Origin of the sequence: Streptomyces changchenzhani (assembly GCF_039766235.1) — a bacterium.
GTDB lineage: Bacteria > Actinomycetota > Actinomycetes > Streptomycetales > Streptomycetaceae > Streptomyces.
Map to the genome: position 1 here is coordinate 470,991 of NZ_JBDHNH010000003.1, position 20,485 is coordinate 491,475.

13 protein-coding genes and 1 pseudogene are annotated in these 20,485 nt (G+C 70.8%); 7 read left to right on the forward strand and 7 right to left on the reverse strand.

Annotation, left to right across the window (positions count from 1 at the left end):
- Positions 1-305 precede the first annotated feature (305 nt).
- Together ABCR94_RS13425 and ABCR94_RS13430 are read left to right on the forward strand one after the other, a co-directional pair.
- Entirely contained in the window at positions 306-617 is a 312-nt protein-coding gene (locus ABCR94_RS13425; protein WP_521976899.1) for a transposase, read from the forward strand.
- On the forward strand, positions 614-874 hold the full coding sequence (locus tag ABCR94_RS13430) for an IS3 family transposase (protein ID WP_347119481.1): 261 nt from the start codon (positions 614-616) through the stop codon (positions 872-874). The genes ABCR94_RS13425 and ABCR94_RS13430 overlap by 4 nt, the downstream gene beginning before the upstream one ends.
- Before the next feature lie 149 nt (positions 875-1,023).
- Here the strand turns inward: ABCR94_RS13430 and ABCR94_RS13435 are convergent, their stop codons facing one another.
- The 3 genes from ABCR94_RS13435 to ABCR94_RS13445 all read right to left on the reverse strand — a co-directional run bounded on the left by ABCR94_RS13435 (position 1,024) and on the right by ABCR94_RS13445 (position 14,063).
- Positions 1,024-1,158 carry a hypothetical protein gene (locus tag ABCR94_RS13435; protein ID WP_347119482.1) on the reverse strand — a complete coding sequence of 45 codons (135 nt, stop codon included), beginning with the start codon at positions 1,156-1,158 and terminating at the stop codon, positions 1,024-1,026.
- Between the two features lie 103 nt (positions 1,159-1,261).
- On the reverse strand, positions 1,262-6,616 hold the full coding sequence (locus tag ABCR94_RS13440) for a Tc toxin subunit A-related protein (protein WP_347119483.1): 5,355 nt from the start codon (positions 6,614-6,616) through the stop codon (positions 1,262-1,264).
- A 100-nt stretch (positions 6,617-6,716) separates the two neighbouring features.
- Positions 6,717-14,063, reverse strand: a complete 7,347-nt coding sequence (locus ABCR94_RS13445) for a SpvB/TcaC N-terminal domain-containing protein (RefSeq protein WP_347119484.1) — start codon at positions 14,061-14,063, stop codon at positions 6,717-6,719.
- Between the two features lie 477 nt (positions 14,064-14,540).
- On the opposite strand from ABCR94_RS13445, the gene ABCR94_RS13450 reads away from it, so the two are divergent.
- The gene (locus ABCR94_RS13450) at positions 14,541-14,828 is read left to right on the forward strand and encodes a hypothetical protein (RefSeq protein ID WP_347119485.1); all 288 of its coding nucleotides are present in this window, start codon (positions 14,541-14,543) and stop codon (positions 14,826-14,828) included.
- Between the two features lie 52 nt (positions 14,829-14,880).
- Here ABCR94_RS13450 and ABCR94_RS13455 read toward each other — a convergent pair whose 3' ends face one another.
- The gene (locus ABCR94_RS13455) at positions 14,881-15,981 is read right to left on the reverse strand and encodes a GDSL-type esterase/lipase family protein (protein WP_347119486.1); all 1,101 of its coding nucleotides are present in this window, start codon (positions 15,979-15,981) and stop codon (positions 14,881-14,883) included.
- On the opposite strand from ABCR94_RS13455, the gene ABCR94_RS13460 reads away from it, so the two are divergent.
- The 3 genes from ABCR94_RS13460 to ABCR94_RS13470 all read left to right on the forward strand — a co-directional run bounded on the left by ABCR94_RS13460 (position 15,968) and on the right by ABCR94_RS13470 (position 17,965).
- Positions 15,968-16,795: a hypothetical protein gene (locus ABCR94_RS13460; RefSeq protein WP_347119487.1), complete on the forward strand. Its 828-nt coding sequence runs from the start codon at positions 15,968-15,970 to the stop codon at positions 16,793-16,795. The two genes, ABCR94_RS13455 and ABCR94_RS13460, sit on opposite strands and share 14 nt — an antisense overlap.
- Positions 16,792-16,977, forward strand: a complete 186-nt coding sequence (locus tag ABCR94_RS13465; RefSeq protein ID WP_347119488.1) for a hypothetical protein — start codon at positions 16,792-16,794, stop codon at positions 16,975-16,977. The genes ABCR94_RS13460 and ABCR94_RS13465 overlap by 4 nt, the downstream gene beginning before the upstream one ends.
- 796 nt (positions 16,978-17,773) lie before the next feature.
- The gene (locus ABCR94_RS13470) at positions 17,774-17,965 is read left to right on the forward strand and encodes a hypothetical protein (RefSeq protein ID WP_347119489.1); all 192 of its coding nucleotides are present in this window, start codon (positions 17,774-17,776) and stop codon (positions 17,963-17,965) included.
- Positions 17,966-18,153: 188 nt separating this feature from the next.
- Here the strand turns inward: ABCR94_RS13470 and ABCR94_RS39060 are convergent.
- Together ABCR94_RS39060 and ABCR94_RS13475 are read right to left on the reverse strand one after the other, a co-directional pair.
- A pseudogene (locus ABCR94_RS39060) lies at positions 18,154-18,249 on the reverse strand (IS5/IS1182 family transposase); the annotation flags it as partial.
- 128 nt (positions 18,250-18,377) lie between these two features.
- Complete coding sequence (locus tag ABCR94_RS13475; protein WP_347119490.1) at positions 18,378-18,608, reverse strand: hypothetical protein; 231 nt, start codon at positions 18,606-18,608, stop codon at positions 18,378-18,380.
- A 308-nt stretch (positions 18,609-18,916) separates the two neighbouring features.
- Between ABCR94_RS13475 and ABCR94_RS13480 the strand changes: the two genes are divergently transcribed.
- The gene (locus tag ABCR94_RS13480; RefSeq protein ID WP_347119466.1) at positions 18,917-19,711 is read left to right on the forward strand and encodes an IS5 family transposase; all 795 of its coding nucleotides are present in this window, start codon (positions 18,917-18,919) and stop codon (positions 19,709-19,711) included.
- Here the strand turns inward: ABCR94_RS13480 and ABCR94_RS13485 are convergent.
- Positions 19,659-20,168, reverse strand: coding sequence for a hypothetical protein (locus ABCR94_RS13485; RefSeq protein ID WP_347119640.1), 510 nt, complete (start codon positions 20,166-20,168; stop codon positions 19,659-19,661). The two genes, ABCR94_RS13480 and ABCR94_RS13485, sit on opposite strands and share 53 nt — an antisense overlap.
- Positions 20,169-20,485 lie beyond the last annotated feature (317 nt).

Sequence of the window (20,485 nt, forward strand, 5' to 3'; positions counted from 1 at the left end):
CCCGTACCGGCTTGGCTCCCGGGCCGAACACAACCGCTGCGGAGCCGTTCACCGGCCGGGACGGCGTGTACTTCAACCACACGATGAAGAGGCCCAAGTCCCGAGGTGCCGCTGTCCAGTCCCGCCCGGTCACCAGGCACCACCGGAAGTAGAAGGCCGCCCCACCAGCGTGTGACTTCGTTGTCAGCTCGGCCCATGCTCCGGCCGAATCGAAGGAATCGAAGCCACTGATCGGCGATGGGTGGGCTTGATCCGCTTTGACGGACATTCGAGTTCAGGGGTTCAGCCCCGGGAGGATGTCCATCATGGAGAGCATGGGGAAGAAGAAGCCTCGCCGCCCTCGCCGTTCGTTCACGCCGGAGTTCAAGGCCGAGATCGTTGGGCTGTGCCGACGAGGTGACCGCTCGGTCGGGCAGGTCGCCAAGGACTTCGAGCTGACCGAGACCGCGGTGCGGGACTGGGTCAAGCAGGCCGAGGTCGACGCGGGCGAGCGCAACGGACTGACCAGCGCAGAGCGCGAGGAACTGGCCGCGTTGCGGCGGGAGAACCGCCGGCTGCGCGAGGATGTCGACATCCTCAAACGGGCCACAGCTTTCTTCGCGAAGGAGACCCGGTGACGGTGCACCCGTTCATCGAGGCGGAGAAGCAGGCAGGTCACAGCGTCAAGCGGGCGTGTGAGCTGATGAAGGTCTCCCGGGCCGCCTTCTATGCCCGTCGTACCGGCCTGCCCGGCCCCCGTGCAGTGCGGGATGCCGACCTGACCGAGCAGATTATCGAGGTCCACGCGACATCGTGCGGAACCTACGGGGCCCCGCGCGTGCATGCCGTGCTCAAGCGCGAGGGTGCCGGGTGCGGCCGCCGTCGTGTCGCATGACTGATGCAGGCCGCCGGACTGCAGGGCCGACACCTCCAAGGGGCCACCGTCCGGGTTCGGGCACCGCCGCGGGAACCCCGTTCCCGGTGAGCTGGGTTGGCGCCCACACGGACTGGATCAAGGAAGAGTGCAGCTGACCAGCTAGCCCGTCACACCAGCCGTGCAGGGCTCAGGCCCGGCCTGCGGTACGAGGCGACGGTCAGCCCTTGAGCGGCGGCCGGCTCGGTCAGCGGCTCGGCGTTCTCGGGAGCCGCCAGGACATGCCCGCACGCGAAGCGCACCATCCGGTCCAGCGGCCCGACGGTTCTACCCCACCCCCGACCAGCAGAACTACAGCCTCACCCGCTCGATCCCGACCTTCACTCCAGAGGATCCACCCTTCCCGGTTCACGCCACCGCCCCCCAGACAGGGCCCTGCCCCCGCCAGCTGACGACCAGCAGGATGTCGTCGAGCCCGCCCGCCTCGAACAGGGCCTTGGCCTCGGGGCCGAAGCCGAGACGCCAATCGCCGGCCGGGGTGACGCCGTTCAGGGCCCGCCAGCTCGCGGCGTTGCCCCGCCGGGTGGAGGCGATGCCGTCGTCGGTGGTGGCCTCGCCCCCGGCGGTGCCCCGGTGCAGCGACACCGTGGTGGGTGGCACGGCTTCCTTGCCTGTCAGGCGCACGGCGACCGCGGCGGTCGCCAGGTCCGTGATGGCGAGCGGGAAGTCGGGCCCGCGCAGGGTGAGCGTGACCGCGCTGGCGGCGGGGTCGGCCGGGTTGTTGAGGTCGTACCACTGGTCGGGGAAGTCCCGGGCGAGGCTGAACACGCAGTCGGCGCCGCGCTGCCGGTCGGCGTTGAGACGGGTGGTGATCTGGTCGCGGTAGGCGTCGTCGTGCAGTGCCGTGTACTCGATGGTCATCAGTACGTCGACGATGGTGGAGAAGTCGAACGGGTTGGCGGCGCGCGGGAGTTGGAGCTCCCAGGTGGTGTCCACGCCGCTGGACTCGAAGGGCAGCAGGAGGTCGGACTGGGCGTCGAGCTCGAAGACCCCGGTGGCGCCGACCGGGGAGGTAAGGGCGACCTGGGACGGGTCGTGCCGCACTGTGATGTCGCGGAAGACGCCGTCCTGTCCGGTGGTCACCCGGGAGATGCCGTTGGAGGACAGGGTGGCGCGGATGCCCCGGTCCGGCGGGACGAGCGCGACGATGCTGGTGTGGACCGTGCGGACCAGGCGCAGGTAGTGGCCGGGGAAGTCGGCGTCGAACAGGGTCATGGGGGTGGCGAAGGCGAGGGTTCCCGTCTCGCGGAAGCCCAGGAACTCCATGGGCATCAGCCGCGCCAGGGAGAACGTCTGGGAGAGATTGAGGCGGCGCCGCTCGGAGTTGAAGGCGTACTGGTCGAGGCGGGTCAGATCCTCGGCGAGCTGCTCGGCCCCCGCCAGGCCCCGACGGCTTGCGCCGGCGGTGTCGGTGGGCGACTGCCAGTAGTCGCCCCGGATCAGGGACTGGGCGGGTTCGGCCCGCTCGAAGGCCAGCTGGGCCTGGGCGAGGCGGGCGGTGGCGGTGGCCTGCTGCAGGAAGTAGCGGTAGACCCCGCCGAGCGTGGTGCTCAGCCACAGATACAGATCGGCGTTGGTGAACTGGGAGGTGAGGAACTTCAGGGTCGCCACCGCCTGGTTGTGCTGGAGGCCCGCGATGGTTTCCTCCTGCAGGGCGATGGCCACCTGGTCCTGCGCCGTCATCACCTGCGCGGCGGCGACCAGGTTGTCCTGCTCGGCGGCGACCAGCTGGCGCCGCCACTCGTCGCGGCGCTGCTCGATGCCGGCGTTCAACTGGTTGGCCTGCATCTGCGCCTCGACGTCGTTCTGCCACGCCTGCAGGCCGCCCTTGGCGACCAAGCCCGCCGAAATACCGATGGCCAGCGCCGCCTTGGCGCCGCCGCTGAAGACCTCGTCAAGGAGGTTGGCCGCGTTCGAGGCCGCCTGCGCGATGCTGATGGCGGTGTCCACCACGACGATGCCGTCCTTGATGTCGCGCAGCTTGTCGTACGCGTGCAGCAGACGTGTCTCGTACGCGTTCGGGGGTGCGTCGATCGCGGCCGTATAGCTCTCGGCCATGACCTGGGCCTTGGTCTGCTGTGCGGTGGCGGCACTCACCGCGTCGCCCGCCTCCTTGACCCGGCTCGTGGCAAGGGCGGCCTGGGCGGCGCTCAGGTCGATGCCCTTCATCGCGTCGAACACTCGCAGGTTCCGCTCGTCGTACTTCTCCAGGGCGGCGAGGTAACCGGCCTCCATCTGCGCGGCCTGACCGGTGAGTTGACGGGCCCGCTCCAGGAGGACCCGGAAGCGGTACGGGGTCGGCTGGCTGACCGTGACCATCGTGGAGACGCCCTGGGCGCGGGGCATTCCGGCGATGTTGCGGCCCTGGCGCAACTTGGCGAGCTGCGTGCGTGCCCGGGCCCGCAGCGACTCGACCTCCGGGATCGCGAGGGCCGGCTCCCCGGCGTTGGTCGGCTGCAGCGCCTTGAGCTGGGTCGCGTCGAGCAGGTGTCGCGCGCTGACGTACAGGGCGCGGGCGTGCGCGACCGACTCGTTGGTCTCACGGGTGAACTCGGCGTCCGCGTGGTCGAGATGGCAGCGGATGACGGCGAGCAGCGTGGATCGGCTGTACGGGGTCGGCCGGGTCGGGGCGAGCGCGAACGGGGCGAGGCCCGCCGTCCACTTGGGCGGGAAACGCAGATCGGGCCGGGCCGGGGACTCCAGGTTGATGCGGTGGTAGATGGAGATGGGGGCGCTGACGTCGTAGGGGTAGACGAGCCAGTACCAGTCGAGGGCGGACTGGAAGTCGCCGACCGACTGCAGCCGCGCGGCGAGCAGCAGGGGGACGGCCCAGAAGGCCTCCCGGGCGGCACTCTCGCTCTGCCGGGCGGACAGGTCCCGCAGCGCCTTTTGGTGGTCCACCGACCGGCTCGGGTCGAGGTAGGTGAAGTTCAGGCCCAGTTGGGACACGTACGACGCCGCGTGCCGGGCGGCGTCGGCGGCGCTGAACGGGCCCGAGCCGCGGATGTTGGCGTAGAAGGTGTCGAAGGGCAGCGCCGGCCTGGCGTTCGGCACCAGGAGCGCAGGGTCCAGGTTCCGCTCGGGGAAGAGGAAGGCGAGGGATGCCGACTGCCAGCTGCCGAGCTCGCCCATCCACACCCAGGCGGCGGTGAACGCGTCGAAGTCGTTGAGGGTCCAGGCGGCCGCCGGATGCCCCGGGGGTAGCTCGCCGGAGCGTTTCGCGGACAGCAGCGACTGGACGCTCTCGATAGCCTGCTTGATCCGGGTGGTGCGCAGCGTTCCCCCGGCCAGTACGTCGACCAGGAACAGCGCCGACATCACCTCGCCGGTGGCGGTGAGGTCGCTGCTGGTGGGAGCGGCGAGATCGGTGAGCAGGGCGTCGCGCAGGAGCGGTAGGGCGACCTGCTCGACTCCGGCGACCGCCCGGGCGCCGGAGTCGAGCAGGTCCTGGCGCTCGGTGATCCGGCCACGCAGCACGGTCTGCCAGTCGCCCCGCGCCCGGCGGTCCGCGCGATAGACGTTGACCTGGGGCTCTTTGTCGGCGAGGACGAAGAAGTCGGGTGAGAGCACGAAGGCCGTCTCCTGCGCCTGCCAGGTGGGATACAGCTGTCGCCGGTGGGCGCCGACGAGGGTGGCGATGGCATCAATCCATTCGGCTTGGGTGAGCGGTCCCACGGCCGCGAGGCGACCGAGCCGGCGCAGACAGAGGAAGCCGCTGCGGGTCAGGCCCGCTGCGGCGAGCGCTGCGGCGATGTCGGTGCCGCGCGCGTCCTTCGCCTCCAGATCGGCGAGGTCGACGCCGGGCAGCGCCTGTGTCTGGACGGCGGCGAGCCCCTTGGCCGGGTCGGGCTCGGCGTTGCGCAGGCTGTTGAGCAGGTTCCCGTGGTTGGACAGGGCGCGGGCGCGCTGGGCCAGCAGCGTACGGAGGGGGTTGCCCTTGGGGCCCGCCACGACATCGTCGGCGGTGATGACATCAGGGTCGGCGAGCGCGGTGAACGCTTGGGGGGTACGCGGGTGTTGGTCCTGCTCGGCCCAGGACAGGGCCAGGCCGGCCAGCTGCCAGGTGAGGATCAGCGGGGTTGCGGGCGCCCTGAGCGGGTCGGCACCGGTGCTGGACGGCAGGCCGAACAGGGTCTCCAGGGCCGTTTCGGTCAGCGCCGAGCCGTCCAAGACGAGCCGGTCCAGTTCGTCGGGCCGGGTGGCGGCCGGCCGGATGCCAAGCCGGTCGGCCAGCGCGCGGCGGGCCGTAGCATCGGCGCCCCGGACCAGGCGCAACTCGGCGTAGGACGTGCCGAAAGCGGCGAGCAGACCGGCGTAGGCGGCGGAACGGTACGCGGCCTCGGCGGCGGCGCCGGGAGCGGTCGGGGTGGCGGTGGCGGCGATGCGGGCGCGCAGCAGCTCGACGGGCACCCGCAGCTGGTTGACCTCGCGGCTGCCGCGGTCGGCCGCCGCGGACAGCGGCTGGCTGAGCCGGTCCAGGGGCTGGCCGAGCGCGGCGACGAGCGTGCGCGTGTCGAGCGGCGCCGACGGGCTGCCGGGCACGGTGACCTGCTCCTGCGCGAAGGACAACAGCCCCGTCAGGTACTGCCGTTCACCGAGGCGCTCGTCCAAGGTGGCGGGAACGTACGAACTGATCACTACGAGGGGGATGGCGAGCGGGGCCGCGATCGCGTTGCCCGCCTGGTCGCTGCCCCGCACATGGATGGTGTGGGCGCCGAAGCCGGCAAGGGGTATGTCGGCGCTCCAGCTGCGGAAGTCACCGGCGGCCGAGGGCCGGACCGTGGTCCACGGGCCGCCGGGCGCGAGCGCCCAGGCCACGGTGGCGGGGGCGCCGACCATGCCGCTCTGGGTGTCCTCGGCGGTGCCCTGCACCGGCACGGTCGCCGCGCCGTTCGTGTCGCCGACGAGGTGGGCGCCGGGCTGCGGCGAGGCGACCCGCACATGCGGCGGGGCGATGTCACGGCAGGTCAGCGAGCGGGTTTGGGTCGTCGTCTGTCCGTCCGGGTCGGCGCAGCTGACGGAGAGGGAGCGGGCGCCGAGCGGCATGGGGGCCAGCAGAACCGTCTTCGTGTACGTGGTGCCGGTGAGCTGCTCGGAGGTGGTCTGGCCGTCCCGGGTGATGCTCACCGTGAGCGGGAAGAACTGGTCGCCAGGGGTGGTGAGTTGGACGCTGACCTGACCGCCGCCCTCGCTCAGGCCGACGACGGTGCCGTCGGGGGGAGAGGTGAGGGTGAAGGCGGGCGGGGCGGCCGCCGCCACGTGGACGCCGCGCGGCGCCGACCGTATCTCGGCTCCGCCGGCGATCCCGGTTGCCATGATGGTGTGGTCGCCGGGGCGCGGGAACGTCAGGGAGTAGGTGCCGCCGTCCCCGTGGGGGTCGCGGACCACCACGGCGCCGTCGACGGTGATCCAGGTCTGCGTGTAGGTGACCGCGGGCTTGGGCTCATAGGTCAAGTCGGCGGGAATCCACACCCAGCGGGTGCCGCGGTCGAGCCCCACGACGACGTTCTTGGGCACGCCGGCCACGACCTGGCCCGCGGACACGGAGATGCTCACCGACGGTGGCACGTCCGGCGGGGGCTTCGGGATCGGGGGCGCGTCGGCGGCGGCGGCGGGCAACCGGCGGCCGGTCGCGACCTCCTGGTTGCCCGACGTCCCCCATTCGTCTGCGGTGTACGGCGGTTCTGCGTCCTTGGCGGTCACGACGACCCCCTTTCGTGGATGTGCGCGGATGAATCCCGAACGGGCGACCGGGACGGCGTACGGATCACTGGGACGTCGTTCGCGTCGATGCTCCTGCGCCTCACTGGCGGCAGGCGGGAGACGAGTACAGACAGGAGTTGCGGATGATCTGTTCCGCTGCCTTCGGGGAGTACGTCGCCCTGATCTTCTGGATGAGTTCCTGGCGGCCCTCAGCCCCGGCGAGGAGCAGCGGTCCCGGGGACAACTCCCAGGCCAGCAGGCTGATCTGCTTGGCGGCCTCCCAGCCGTGCCCCTCGCGCAGATGGGCCCCGACCATGAAGGAGCGGTACATGACCGGGATGGCGATGGCGGCCCTGCCGACGAATCCGAGGACCCGGCCGGCCTTGCCGGCGGCGGTGCCCGCCTCCGCGACCTCGGCCACCGCCACCCGCTCGGCTGCCATGCCTTCGGAGGCGGCTGCTGCCTCCGACGCCGCGGTTCCCGCACCGGAGGCCGCGGGCGCCGGACGCGGCGTGACGGGGCTGCCGCCCCCGGTGGGCCTGCGCATCATGAAGCCCTTTTCCGGCACGTTGTCGAACCCGAGCTTGCCGAGGGCCTGTCGCACGCGCACCGCGGCCGTGCTGGTCCCGGTCTTGATGATCTGCCACATGTGGCCGTTGATCGCGGCCTTGAGCGCGGTCGGGGACATCCCCATGGGGTCCCGGATCTTCCCGACCGCCTCGGCGAAGATCGTCCGCATCTCCGTGATCTCGTTGAACCGGTGGGTGAGCAGGATGCTCGCGTCCTCGGCCACCGACCGAACGGCCCGGCTGAGACTGGCGGCGCGTGACTCGACGCCGAGGTACTTGGTGGCCCGGTTCGTGGCCGGATCGAGCAGCTGACGGTTTGACAGGTCCAGGGCCCTGGCCCGCGCCTCGGCCACCGAGATGCCCCGCTGCCCGACCGGCAGTGCTTCGTCGATGTCGAGGGACACGGGCACGCCCCGCAGCCCGGCCTTCCCCTGGACCTGGAACGGGTTGTCCGCGCTGTCGATCGCACTGATCGCGTCGTCAACCACATCGTTGATCGGCGCGCTCTGCTTGCCCTCGGGGTCCGTCAGGCGCAGTGGATTGGCGCGGACGTACAGGAAGAGGTTGAGCCCGTCGACGCCGCCCAGCGGGTCGCAGCTGGTCCAACGTGCGTTCCATGGCGTGTAGTTGCGGGCCCCGTGGTGGCCCAGGCCGCTCTCCTCGTCCCGCTCGCGGCCGGTGAACCGATAGCGCTTGCGGGTGTAACTGCCGTAGCTGGTCTCGCCGTACGGCGTGTATTCCTCGCGGTTGGTGAGGGCCCCGGCCTGGTCGAGGACGGCCACGCTGCTGCCGAGGTGGTCGCCCAGATGGTAGGCGGTGGCCGGGCCCCGGTCGTCGGGGTGGGCGGGGCCGATCCGTACCAGCGCGACGCGCCGGTGGTCGTCCATGACGTGCAAGTGCTGGTTCTGGCCGCTGCCCGTGGGGGTGCTCCAGCGGTGGTGCTCGAAGAGGTCGTCGACGTAGTGCACGACCTCCACGGCGCCGCCCTGGCGGCGCACCAGCTTCTTGATCCGCCGTCCCGTGGCGTCGTACAGGTACTGCGCGTGCACCGACGGTTCGGCGTTCGCGGCCTGGGTCGCGAACGCCTTGAGCCGGTCGCCATGGTCCCAGGCGAAGTGTCGGGACGTGGTCTCGGTGACCATGTTGCCGTTGCGGTCGAAGGTGTAGTCGTACGGCGTCTGCCCGGTGGTCGTGCGCCGCAGCCGGTTGCTGTCGGGTGCGACGGTGAAGGTGCGGGTGAAGCCGCCGGGGCCGGTGTGGGCGAGGGAGAGCAGGTTGTCCGCCGCGTCGTAGCGGTAGGTCTCGGTGTACGCCTGCGTCCGGGTCACGTCGGTGCCGCGCGGCGGGGCGTTCCACGGGTCACCGGCGAACGGGGCCTGGTGTTCGCGGCCCGTCGCGCTCAGCAGCCGGTAGAGGGGGTCGTAGGTGAAGTGCCGGTCGAGGGCGTCGCCGCCGCCGAGCAGCTTGCGCAGCAGCGGGTCGCCCGCGCCGAGCGCGCCCGGGTTGTTGGGGATGCCGCTGCCCGGCGCCCGGTCGCGCACGGTCAGCGGGTTTCCCGTCAGGTCGTAGGCGTAGCCGTGGTCCTGCAGGGGATCGCCGCTCGGACGGTAGGTGAGGTCCCCGACGAGCGTGTAGTGCTCGCTGCGCAGCCGGACGGGAAGGAAGGTGTCCGGGTCGTACGCGTACCGGGTCATGACGCCGTTCCCGTAGGCGATCAGCGTCCGCTGCCCCTTGGCGTCGTAGCTGATCCGCTGCACGTACGTCGTGTCGTCGAGCCGCACCTGATCGAGGGTGCCCGCCCGGTTGTAGACGGGTCGCAGCACCCGCCGGCGCCCCTCCACGTCGGTGGGGAACTCGTGGCGCACGACCCGGTCGAGTGCGTCGTACGCCGACGTCGTCACATACCCGGCCGCCTCGAGGAGTTGGGCGTCGCGGGCCTGCTGGCTCTGGCCGGGCGCGAGCGTCCACTCGACCTGGAAGGGCACCACCTGCCAGCCCCTGTCCTTGGCGTCCTGATAGGCGGCGAGGATCGGGGCGTCGGCGATGACCTGCCGCGTCGATTCGAGGACATTGCCCTTGAAGTCGGCCGCCGTGACGGTCACGAGGCCCGCCTCGTCGTGATGGCGCACCGGGCGGCCGAGCAGATGGCGGGCCCTGGCCGCGGTCCGCTCGGCGGCGCTGTGCCCGTCCGTGCCGCCATCGCCGTACTCCACCATCTGACGCAACGTCACCGGACCGGTGGCCCCGTCGCGCGCCCACACCCGGCTCGGGCGGCGCAGCGCGTCGAATGCGCACAGCGTCAACGCGCCCTTCCCGTCCCGGGATTCGATCGGCCGGCCGAGCGCGTCCGGCACCGTGTCCCGGCGCCCGCAGTCGTTGCCGTCGGCCCGCCAGCGCCTGCGCGCCACGTCGTGCACGTAGCGGAAGGCCTCCCGGCCGAGCGCGTCGGTGACCGACACGAGATTGCCTTGGATGTCGTACGCGGACCGGGTGACGAGCCGGTCGGCGGCCGCGGGCCCGGTGCGGGCGACGGTCCGCACGGTGCGGCCGAGCGCGTCGACCTCGGTGCTCGCCGGGGTGTTCCAATGGCCTGCGTACGTCTGTGCCCGGCCGGGATGGGTGCGGCCCGCGTTGTCGTTGGCGTCGTAGCTGTACGACTCCCAGGGCGTCGGCGCGAACACCTCGGGGTCGGCCACATCGGCCGGGATGCCGAACAGGACGCGCTGCTCGCTGCCGTCCGGGTTGAGGGTGCGTACGACCTGGCCGCGCGGGTCGTAGAACAGTGTGGCCCTGCGCCCGAGTTGGGCCTCCGGTGGGGCGGCGTAGGCGAAACCGGTGGAGTAGAAGGGCTCGTACTTGCGCACCACCCGGCCCTTGTTGTCGTACACCTGCCAGCCGGAGACGATCACGTTCTCCGGTCCGGATGGGCTCCGGGTGCGTCCCGTGGTGTCGCCGACCGAGGTGAGGTCACCTGCCGGTATGACGCCGCCGCCGTGAGTGGGATCCCCGAAGAGGGTGTCCTCGGCCTGGGCGCGGGTCTGCACGATTCGGCCGAACCCGTCGGAGTACTGCACCGACACCAGCACCTCGTCGATGCGGTCCGCAGGCACTCCGCTGTCCGTGTCGTGATGTGCCCGCCGGACGGTACGCACGGATGTCGGCCCGCGCCGCTCGGCGAAGGCCAGCAGGTCGTACGTCATCCGGATGCCGGGCGCCGCACGGTCGCCCTCGCCGCCCCGGCCGCGGACGAAACGGGCGGTGACGAAGCCGGCGGGGGAGTAAGTCACCGACGTGACCGTGCCGTTGGCGTCGGTGAGCTCGCGCGGGTACAGCAGCCGGTAGTCGGTCGCAGCCTCGGTGGTCAGCCCGGCCGGGTCGACGCAGCGCACCGGCAGCAGGTCGTGCCGGTCGTAGTCGATACGGCTCAGTGCGCCCAGCGGGTCGAGGGAGGCGAGCGGCAGTCCGCGCGGCACCCGGCCCGCCACCTGGGAGTCGTACCGATGGCGCGCGGTGATCACGTAGTAGCCGGCGGGTGACCCCGGCAACTCGCCGTCGCGGTAGTGCACATACCCGCCGAGCGACGGCAGCCGGTCGCGGAACTCCTGCGGATACTCGCCGCTCCAGGTGACGCTCCCGCCCGGCGCGAGATACACCGGGCGCGGGCCGGTGGCCGCCGGATCGCCCGCGGGGTAGAGGGAATCGAGGAACGCGTCGGTGAACGCGAGCGACTCGGTGCGAGTTAGCAGCCCGAACTCGCCAAGAACGCCCGGGGCGAGCCCGGTGAACGCCTCCCCGTCATAGCGGTTGCGGGTGTCCGTGAGTACGCGCAGCGTCACCCCGATGCCCGGCGTCGGCCCAGCGATAACCAGGTCCCGCAGGTCGGGCACGCGCAGCCGTCCGTCGTGGACGACCTCGTACTCGGCCTTTCTGGCGACATTGTCGACCAGGTAGTGGGTGGCGTCGTCGCGCTGGGCGTAGGTGAGGCGGGTGTACGTCGCCAAGTAGGGCTGTGGCGCGGCAGCGACGGTGGCCAGGGGGTCGCGGCCGCGCGGGACGGCGACGGCGAGTTGCCCGGTGGGGCGGCCGTAGGCGTCGTATCCGGCGGGGAAGGTGAAGCGGGTCATCGGCTCGCTGCCGCGCTCGTACTCGGTGACGCGCCCGCCGAGCGTGAACGGGAAGAAGATTCGCTGACGGGTGTCGTCCGCGGCGGGCGGTGCCTCCTCACGGACCCCGGGGAGAGACTCGGTGACGGTGTACGGGCGGTGCTCGCGGGCGGTGCCGTCCAGGGCGTACAGCTCGGTGCGCAGCAGCTGCCCGCGCAGGGCGCGCAGCGCGGATCTGCGGGCGTCGCGGGGGAGTGACGCCAAGAACGCGGACTGGGCCGTTGGGCGCACCAGCATCGGGGTATCGACGTCGAAGTACTCGCCGCTCAGATCGAGTTCGGCCCAGCCGCCCGCTTCGGCCGCGGCGACCGGGCCGGGGTGGAACCAGCTCTTCGACAGCGTGGGCGGCGAATGGTGCTCGTCCCGCTCAGGTGCGGCGGCTTCGGGTGCGAAGGTCTCGGTGTCGAGGTACTCCACCCTCGCGAAACCGCGGAACTCCCGCTCGGCGCCGTCCCAATAGCCGTGGTGGTAGCGGTAGTCGGTGGTGGCCCGGCCACCCGAGATCGCGTCCGTCACCTCGACCCGGGTGACGACCTGCACGGGGAACGGCAGGGTCGTGCGCCACCGGGTCGCCGGATCGCGCTGGTCGCGCAGGTACTCCTGGGTGGAGGGCGCGTACGTCACCCGGGTCATGGCCCCCAGGTGGTTGTCCATGAGGTCCAGCAGATGCGGCTTGACCCCGCCGGTGAAGTCGAGGAACCGCAGGTGCGGGCGGCCCGACCCGTCGTCGGTCCGGCTGAACAGGAGTCCGGCGGTGCCGCTTCCGTACAGGTCGCACGGCTGCACGCTGTCCGTGCCGACCACGTCCGGGGTGCCCCGCACGGTGACCGGCTCGTCCGTCCATTCATGGCCGGACCGGTTGCCCCACAGCAGCACCCGGCCGTGATCCACGAAGATCAGGTCGGCGGCGCCGTCCCCGTCGACGTCCGCGAGCAGCACCCGGCGCGGGTCGTAGCCGTCGGGCAGCCGGGGTGAGCGGCGCATCGCCACCCGGGCGCCCCACCGGCCGTGCCCGAGGTTCGGCAGGTAGGAAACGTTGCCGCTGCTCAGGAGCACGATGTCGGCCAGCCCGTCGCCGGTCATGTCGGCCAGATGCACCCGCGGGTCGGCGAGATCGACCAGCTCGTCGGGCACGGTTGTGCTCGTCGTGCGCTGCCACGCACGGCGCGGGTCGGGGTCGTTGAACCAGCACTCCAGTCGGGTGCCGGAGCGCAGCACATCGGTCAGCCCGTCCCCGTCCAGATCGACCAGCCGTACGTTGGCGTCGGAGAGCCTCACCGAGGGCGATTGTCCATAGCGCGTGAAGGAGCGGCGGCTCCAGCCGCCCGCGAAGCTCAGCGGGAAGTAGCCCGCAGCCGCGGCCGTGTTTGTGGGTCGCAGACCGCGGCCCCCGGGCCTGCCGCGCGCGGCAGGCCCGGACACCAGCAGGTCGGGCCGGCCGTCGCCGTCTGCGTCGAGGAAGCGCACCCCGGGGTCGTCCAGCGAGCAGGGTGGTGCCTCGGCCAGCGGGCGGGGCAGCTCGAAGCGGCCGCCGCCGGCATTGCGCCACACCCGGGGCGTGGCGCCCAGTTGCACCACGTCGGGCAGTGCGCAGCCTCGCAGGTCGACCAAGGCGAGCGCCGGATCGCCGAGCGACGCCGTCGGCAGGCCGGGACCGGTCACCGCATCGAAGCGCCGCTTGGCCGGGTCGAAGCCCGTGTAACCGAAGGTCAGCGCCGGCAGGCTCTCCCGCGCGGGTTCCTGCCCGGGCGGCACGCCCTGGTCGTCGATGCCGGTCACCTCGACGCGGGTCAGCAGTGACACCCCGTTGAACGCGGCCTGTTCATAGCCGAAGCGGTACTCGCGGGCGAGCCGGGCGACCTGGTCGGCGGCGTGCGTGATGACGCGTACGGCCCGGCAGCGCAGGGACGTCCGCACCTCGAATCCCGACCGGTGGACGGAGAAGGGATCGGGCCGCTGCTCGTACGCGAACTCCACCTCGACCAGGAACGACGGCGCCGCCCGGTCCCCGTAGTCCGCGTAGCGGATGCGCGCGAGCAACGGCTGGTCCCAGGCGTGCCCCGGCTCGCGGCCCCGGTCGCGCAGATACTCGTACCGGATCAGATTGCCGAGCGCGTCCCGGGCCTCGGTGACCCGCCAGCCGAAAATCCGGCCCGCGTCATCCGGGTCGGCGACCACCGCAGGGTCGCGCCAGACGGCGTCCGCGCCGCCGGGGCGTGGGGTGCCGTACCGGGTGAGCGTGCCGTCCCGGCCGCGGACCTCCCAGTAGTTGCCCGAGCCATCGCGCACGTGCTCGATCCGCGCGAACTGCCCCTCCGTACGCGGCCGGTAGCGTAATCGCCCCGCCCCACTGCCCTCCACCGGCACCAGATCCTCCGTCCCCGACAGGACGAAAACATCGGCCCGCTGTCCGCCACCGGGCCCGTCGCCATCGACGTAGCGCGGCACGCCACGGGCGGTCTTGCGGGCCACACCCGGCAGGCTGAGCTGCCAGCCCACGCCGAACGGGCCGTTGCCGTTGCCGGTGCTGTACCCAAGCGACAGCTGCGGTGCGAGACCGGCCCGGCCGGGCGGCACCCCGAGCGGCACGGTAAAATTGCCCGTCCCGGTGAACAGATCGGGCGCGAACGTCTCGCCCAAGCCGGCGACCGCGCCACCACCCTGCGGCAGCGAGATCACGCCACCCGCCCCCGCCGCCTGCGCTGCGCCGCCCATGGCCGACCTCCGCTCCCGCACAGCCGAACGCCACGACGGCTCGTACCGGATCGGCTGCGTGCAGGGCATTGTGGTGGCCCGGGCAACCACCTGTCACGCCCTGCACGGCCAAGGAACCGCCACGCCAACTATCCGGCCGCGCGCCACCGCTGATCCATCCCCGGGCTACGCTTCCGACCTGCCGCCACGCGCCTTCGCCGGTCCGGGAGCACCGGCAAGAATGGCCGGTGGACGCCGTCGGAAGATGGCCAGCCACACGCACTACGACGCCCGGGCCGGCGTCCTGGAGTATTTCGCTGGGCGACGTGGAGTATCTGCCCGCTGTTGTGCAGCGTGTGATCGGTGGCGCCGGGTGCCCCGTCGCTCTGCCGCGAACGAGCGCGGCACGACCTGACGGACGGGGCTCAGCCTTGTCCCCGGAGCAGGCCCACCGCGCCGGAGGAGCAAAGCACTCCGAGCTTCCGGGGGTTCGCCCGGGTGACGGACCTTTCCGACGGCGGATTGCTGCTCCGGGCCATTGAGGACATCCGCGACTACCACGGCCGCCCCATCGAGAACGTCTTCGATGCGCCGCACTCGCTGCTGCCTGAGGGCTGTCCCCTCGAACCGCGGGCTGGAACGGAAGACGACAGGCCTCGTCGTGTCTACCTGGATGCCCGCGAGGGATGGCTGCAGTTTGGCTCCTTCATCGTCAACGTCGGTTCGGTCGGGCGTTCTTCTCGCACCACTGCCGCCAGGTCAGGCACTGGGCTGTGTGAGAGGTGACGAACGAACCCCCGCCGACTTGTGTCGACGGGGGTTCTGCGGTCCGGTCGTGTCAGATGCGGACGCGGTAGCCGGGTGCTCCGGTTCCGGCGGCGATGGTGCCCTGGTCGGTCAGTTTGACGGTGCCTGTGGTGGCGTCGGTGGTGGTGAGCCAGGCATGGATGCTGCCGTTGTCGTCGAGGACGAGATAGTCGGCGTGGGCGTCTCCGCCGGTGTTGGCGAAGCGGACCTGGCTGCCGGTCCAGTTGGCTGAGCCGGTGGCGATGTACCCCTTGTCCAGCCACCCGCCCCGGCCGTCACCGCCCTGGTTGATGTATGCGCGGGTGGCACCGTTGGGCTCGACCACGAGGTAGTCCGCCCTGGTGTCGCCGCCGACGTCGGCGAAGCGGACCTGGTTGTCGGTCCAGGCGGCCGAGCCGCCGGCGATGACGCCTTGGTCGCTCCACTTGCCCGCGCCGGTGTTGAGCCAGGCGCGGGTGGCACCGTTGTCCTCGATGACCAGGTAGTCGGCCAGGCCGTCCCCGTTGATGTCGACGTCGTAGTCGCCGACGTTCGTGGCCCGCTTGGGCGGGGCGGGCTTGACCTCGACACTCTCCTTGATCCAGCCGTTACGGGCGAGGGTCCCGATGCCGCCCTGGAAGGCGTCGGCCATCTTCATATATCCGGCGTTGTTGGGGTGGAGGTTGTCGTTGAGGTCCGCGTTGCTCAGAGCACCCATGCCGACCTGCGTGATCTTGAAGCCCTTGGTGGTACGGGCCGAAATCACCCCGGGTATCGCGTTGTTGTAGGTGTTGATGCGGGCCTGCACCGCGGGGTCGGTGGCGGGGACCAGGGAGGCGACCGCGATCGCGGTGTCGGGTGAGGCCGTGTTGATTTGGTCGATGAGGCCGCCGAGCCGCTGGGGCGCGGTGTTGACCTGATAGTCCCGGTTCATGTCGTTGGTGCCGATGTGCAGCAGGACCACGTTCGGCTTCGCCTCGGCCAGCCAGGTCTCGATGTTGGCCTGAAGCTGGTCGATGCGCCAGCCCGAGTGGCCCTCGTGGCGAGTGCCGTCGGCATCGGCCTGCGAGCCGACGAATTGCACAGTGGACGCGGCGCCGACAAGGCGGCTGGCCAGCCCGGGACGGTAGCCGGTGCGGGTGCTGCTGCCCACGCCCAGGGTGATTGAGTCGCCCAGCGGCATCACGCTGAGCCGGGGAACCGTGGTCGTCCGGCCACTGAGCGTGCCCACCCGCGCGTTCGGCCGTCCCGACGGGGGCTTCTCCGTCGTGGACGGCGGTGTGCGCTGGCGGGCTGGTGCCGAACTCTGGGTGCGCGACGGCGCCGTCCGCCCCTGTGCCGGTGGTGAGCCCCTCGACGTCACCGTCTCGGTGGACCGGGCGATCAGCATGTCGTTGACGCTGGCGCTCGACGACGGCGCGACGGCGACGCTGACGAGCGACCCACCGCATCCCGCGGGGCTGAAGACGGTGCCTGCTCCGCCCGGCGGCGGCACGGTGGAGGCCGACGGCTTGCGCGGTGTCTCGGTCACGGGCGTCGGCGTCGGCGTGACCGCCGTGGAGGCGAACCGGCCGTTCGCGCCGTCCTCGCCGACCGGTGACCTGCGGATCACCGGCGTGGCGCTGCCCGGCGTCCAGCCGAACGACCATCATGTGACACTGGTGGCATTGGCGGCCGTGCCGTCGCTGTCTGGTTGGACGCTTCGCTGGATTGACGCGGTCGCCCCGGGAGAGCCGGTCTCCTACGCGGAGCTGCCGGACGTGCCGCTCGGCGACGGCGAACGGCTGCGCCTGTTCCCCGGTCTCAGCCAGGTGCCTCCTGGAACCGATGTGCAGGCGTACGCGGGCGGACCGGGCGAAGACCCGCCCGCCCATGGCGTCGTGCTACAGCTTGTCGACCCGGAGGGGGCCGTGGCTCACGAGACGCGGCGATGCCACCGTCTCCCGGGGCGCCGGCGCGGGTTGTGAGCGTCGAGGACCACGACGGCACCCGCGCCCTGCTGCTGCCCGCGACCGGAGCCGGCTTCCCCGCCGGCTGGTGGGCGCTGACCGTGACCGCCCGTTCGGATGCGGGCCCCGATGTTCTGACCTGGACGTCCGCCGTGGCGCCGGCAAACCAGACTGCCAGCCTGGCATTCCTACTGGAGTGATCACTCCCGTGCATCGGGGCCGCTGGTGCGCGGTTGCCCGAGTAATGACGGGATGGTACCCGCCCTGGTGCGAGACATCGGCCCGGCCGCATGGTGGCCCGGCGTCCTCAGCCGCCAACCGCCGGGTGAGCTCAGCGCGGCGAGCATCAGTCCAAAGAAGACCGGCGATCAGCGACCGACCACCCGAACGCGATGAACCTGTTGGGCCCCTGCGGCGGCGAACATCGCATGGGCCGAACGGGATGCCTGCAAAGCCGTCCGCTGCGCCACACCGGTACATCGCTGGGCCTCCAACGAACTGCCCCTTTGAAGTTGCCCGGAATGGAGTTGGGCTTGGTCTTGTCGGCAGGTTCGGATATTCAGGCGTGCGGAATAGGTCGGAACAGGGAAGCCGCTTCGGCTCGGCTTTGCCGTGGTGTCGCGCGACGCATCGAGGGGCCCGCGCCTGCTGTCCTTCGGGCTGCTGGGGAGCGTCGCCCTGGTGAATCTCCACCTCTTCCACGATGTGCCTGATGGCTTGACTCGGCGAGCCCGATCGTTTGTACGCGCGCACGGCGTCAAGGTCGACGTCCGGCCCGTGGAGGGGCACAGGCAGTGGTGGCTTGAGCGAGACGTCCCGGCAGCAGTGATCGATCGCGTGGCGGCCTACCAGGAGAGATGGGGCGGTCTGCTCCTGCCACCCGCATCGCAGTATGACGGAGGCCCTAAGTACCTCGATCCGGACTCGCCCGAGTCAGACTCTGCAGGGTGGTGGTTCGAAGCCGGGATGCAACGAACCGCGGTCCCCTACTCATTCATGATCGGTCCGTCTGGTGAGTTCGGAATCCATGTAGATGGGTGGGCGCCTCTCCACGCGACCATCGAGGGCTGGGTGGAATCGCTCGCCCTGGCCCACCACGCATTCATGTGGGCGAAGCAGGTCACCAAGCTCGTTGGCGATGACGTCGATGGCATCGAGCTGGACGGCTACGAGGCCGCATCGCGTTGATCTACTCGGGGCTTGATGAGTGGGGGTTGCGAGGCGGCGTCGAGGCAGACGGTAGCTGAGATCGCTTGGGAATGACCAAGCCCTGGGTTGCTGTTTCGTGTGTCACGATCGGCGGGCCACCTCGGCTGCGTAGGCGGTCCTGACGGCTCCGGCTGCCCACCGTTCGGCGGTGAAGGCGCTGACTTCGAGGAGCCGTTGAAGGACGGCCGGTACGGCGGGATCAGCGGCTTCGCGATCTCCCACAGCCCGTCCGGAACAATCCAACTCCGCGTACCCCGAATCATGTTCGGCTCAACGTCCGCCTCACCACGTAGGGCACGGTCTGAAGAGGGATGGCCGGCATCAAGATCACCGTCAGTTCCCGGAGGTGACGGCGCATCACGTCGATGCACGCGGCTCGGGCGGCGGTTGATCAGTTGCGGCGGTTGGCGGAGCCGAGATCCATCCCCTCGTCGGTCCTGGTGGGTGGCTGCTGCCGGGCGGGACTCAGCTGTGCGCCGACTTCAGCACGGGCCGTGGCGACGAGGATCGCGTACGGCCCTGCGACGTACGACGCTTCGATCTGGAGCCATACCTGGCTCGACCTGCCGTACGGATCATCAGCAGGGTAGCTATAGCAGGACCTGAGGTTCGTCGGCCGCACACGAGGGAGCCTGCGCCCCGAGGGCAGTTAAATCCCTGAGAAGCCGTATCTCAACCGATCTTGGGGTGTGCGGGTCGAACGGGGGTCCTGATCGGGTGGTCTGCGGGCTGTACGCGCATGAAGGCAGGGCCTCTCGGTAGCTCGGGGATGCGAATCGAACCGAGCAATGCCGGGAGGCCCTGTTGTCGTTGTTGTACGCGCCCGCGCCCGTTGACTTCAACTCGACTGCCGTGTCGTGCGATTGTCTCGCGCACGTGTACGGGAATGCGGTCGATCATCCGGACCGGGTACGCCGGTATCCGTCGGACATGACGGACGCGGAGTGGACGGCCGTGCGGCCGTTGCTGCCGGTGCCGGCCTGGCTTCAGGGCAGGGGTGGGCAGCCCGAGGGCTACTGCCACCGTCAGATGCTTGACGCAGTCCGCTACCTGGTCGCGGGCGGGATCTCCTGGCGGGCGATGCCCGCGGACTTCCCAGCCTGGGGCCGGGTTTATGCCTTCTTCCGCCGCTGGCGCGAGCACGGGTTGATCGCGGAGTTCCATGACCGGCTGCGCGGTCGGGTCCGTGAGCGCGAGGGCCGTGAGGCGGAGCCGAGCGCGGGGATCAACGACGCGCAGTCGGTGCGGGCCGCGGCTTCGGTGCCTGCCGCCTCACGCGGCTACGACGGCGGGAAGAAGGTAGCGGGCCGCAAACGGCACATCGTGACCGACTGCCTGGGCCTGCTCCTGGTCGTGGCGGTCACCGCCGCGAACATCGGCGACCGGGACGCCGCCGTGGGCCTGCTGGGGCGGCTGCGCCGCCTGCACCGCGACATCACCCTCGTCTGGGCCGACGGCGGCTACACCGGCGGCATCGTCGACTGGTGCCGTCAGAAACTCTCACTGACCCTGGAGATCGTCAAACGCACCGACGACATGGAGGGATTCGTGGTGCTGCCGAGGCGGTGGGTGGTAGAGCGCACGTTCGCGTGGCTGCTGAACTCCCGCCGTCTGGCCCGGGACTACGAGACACGGCCGGAGAACAGCGAGGCGATGATCCAGTGGTCGATGGTCACACGGATGAGCCGGCGTCTGGCACGGCCACGGGCCGCTGACCGGCACTGAATGCCCCCGACGCCTCCAGCAGGAGCCACCCACGCTCCACCAGACGTCTGGCCTTCGACCGCACCCCCTCGACCTTCGCCGATGTCGTCTCAAGGCCCAGCTTCACCGCGATCTCCTTGGCGCGCAGTGGTCCTTGCCCCGTTCCCCGCCGCTCTTCCAGCACGCCCAGAATCCGCTGATAGTCCGGCGCCAGAACCGTCACCGGCAGCCCGTCCCGCCAGGGCGGCACCGTCGAGCCTGGCGCCGGCGCGAGCGAGGGTGCCGTTTCCTCCTTCGCCATGGTCGCGGCCGTGGTCTCGGCCGCACAGACGGCCAGGGCCTCGACCAGCTCCTCCCGCGCGATCACCCGCCGATCCAGCTCGATCTCGGCTGCCTCCAACATCTCGGCAACCCGGGTGGCTTCCTCCCGCAGACCCTCCACCCGCACTCGGGCAGCCGCCTCTCGCGCCTCCAGCATTCCCAGCACCGACGCCACCGCGCACCCCTCGACCACGAAGCGGAAACAAGACGTCGCATGCCTCCCTCACCCCGAGCGAAACCATGCCTGACCAGCACGAATCAAACGATCAAGTTCGGTTGAGATACGGCTTCTGAGCCCTGTGACATCCCTTGTGGCCTGCGCTGTACCAAGGTGCCAACCGTCTCTCTAATTCCGCGCCTCAAGCTGCTGAAGCCATTTGGCACCAGCACAGGCCACAAACGTTGCCTGGTGCCAATACCCGTCCCGGTCACAATGCCTTGGCGTTGCGAGGCGGACGCGCGAGGCTGCACGAT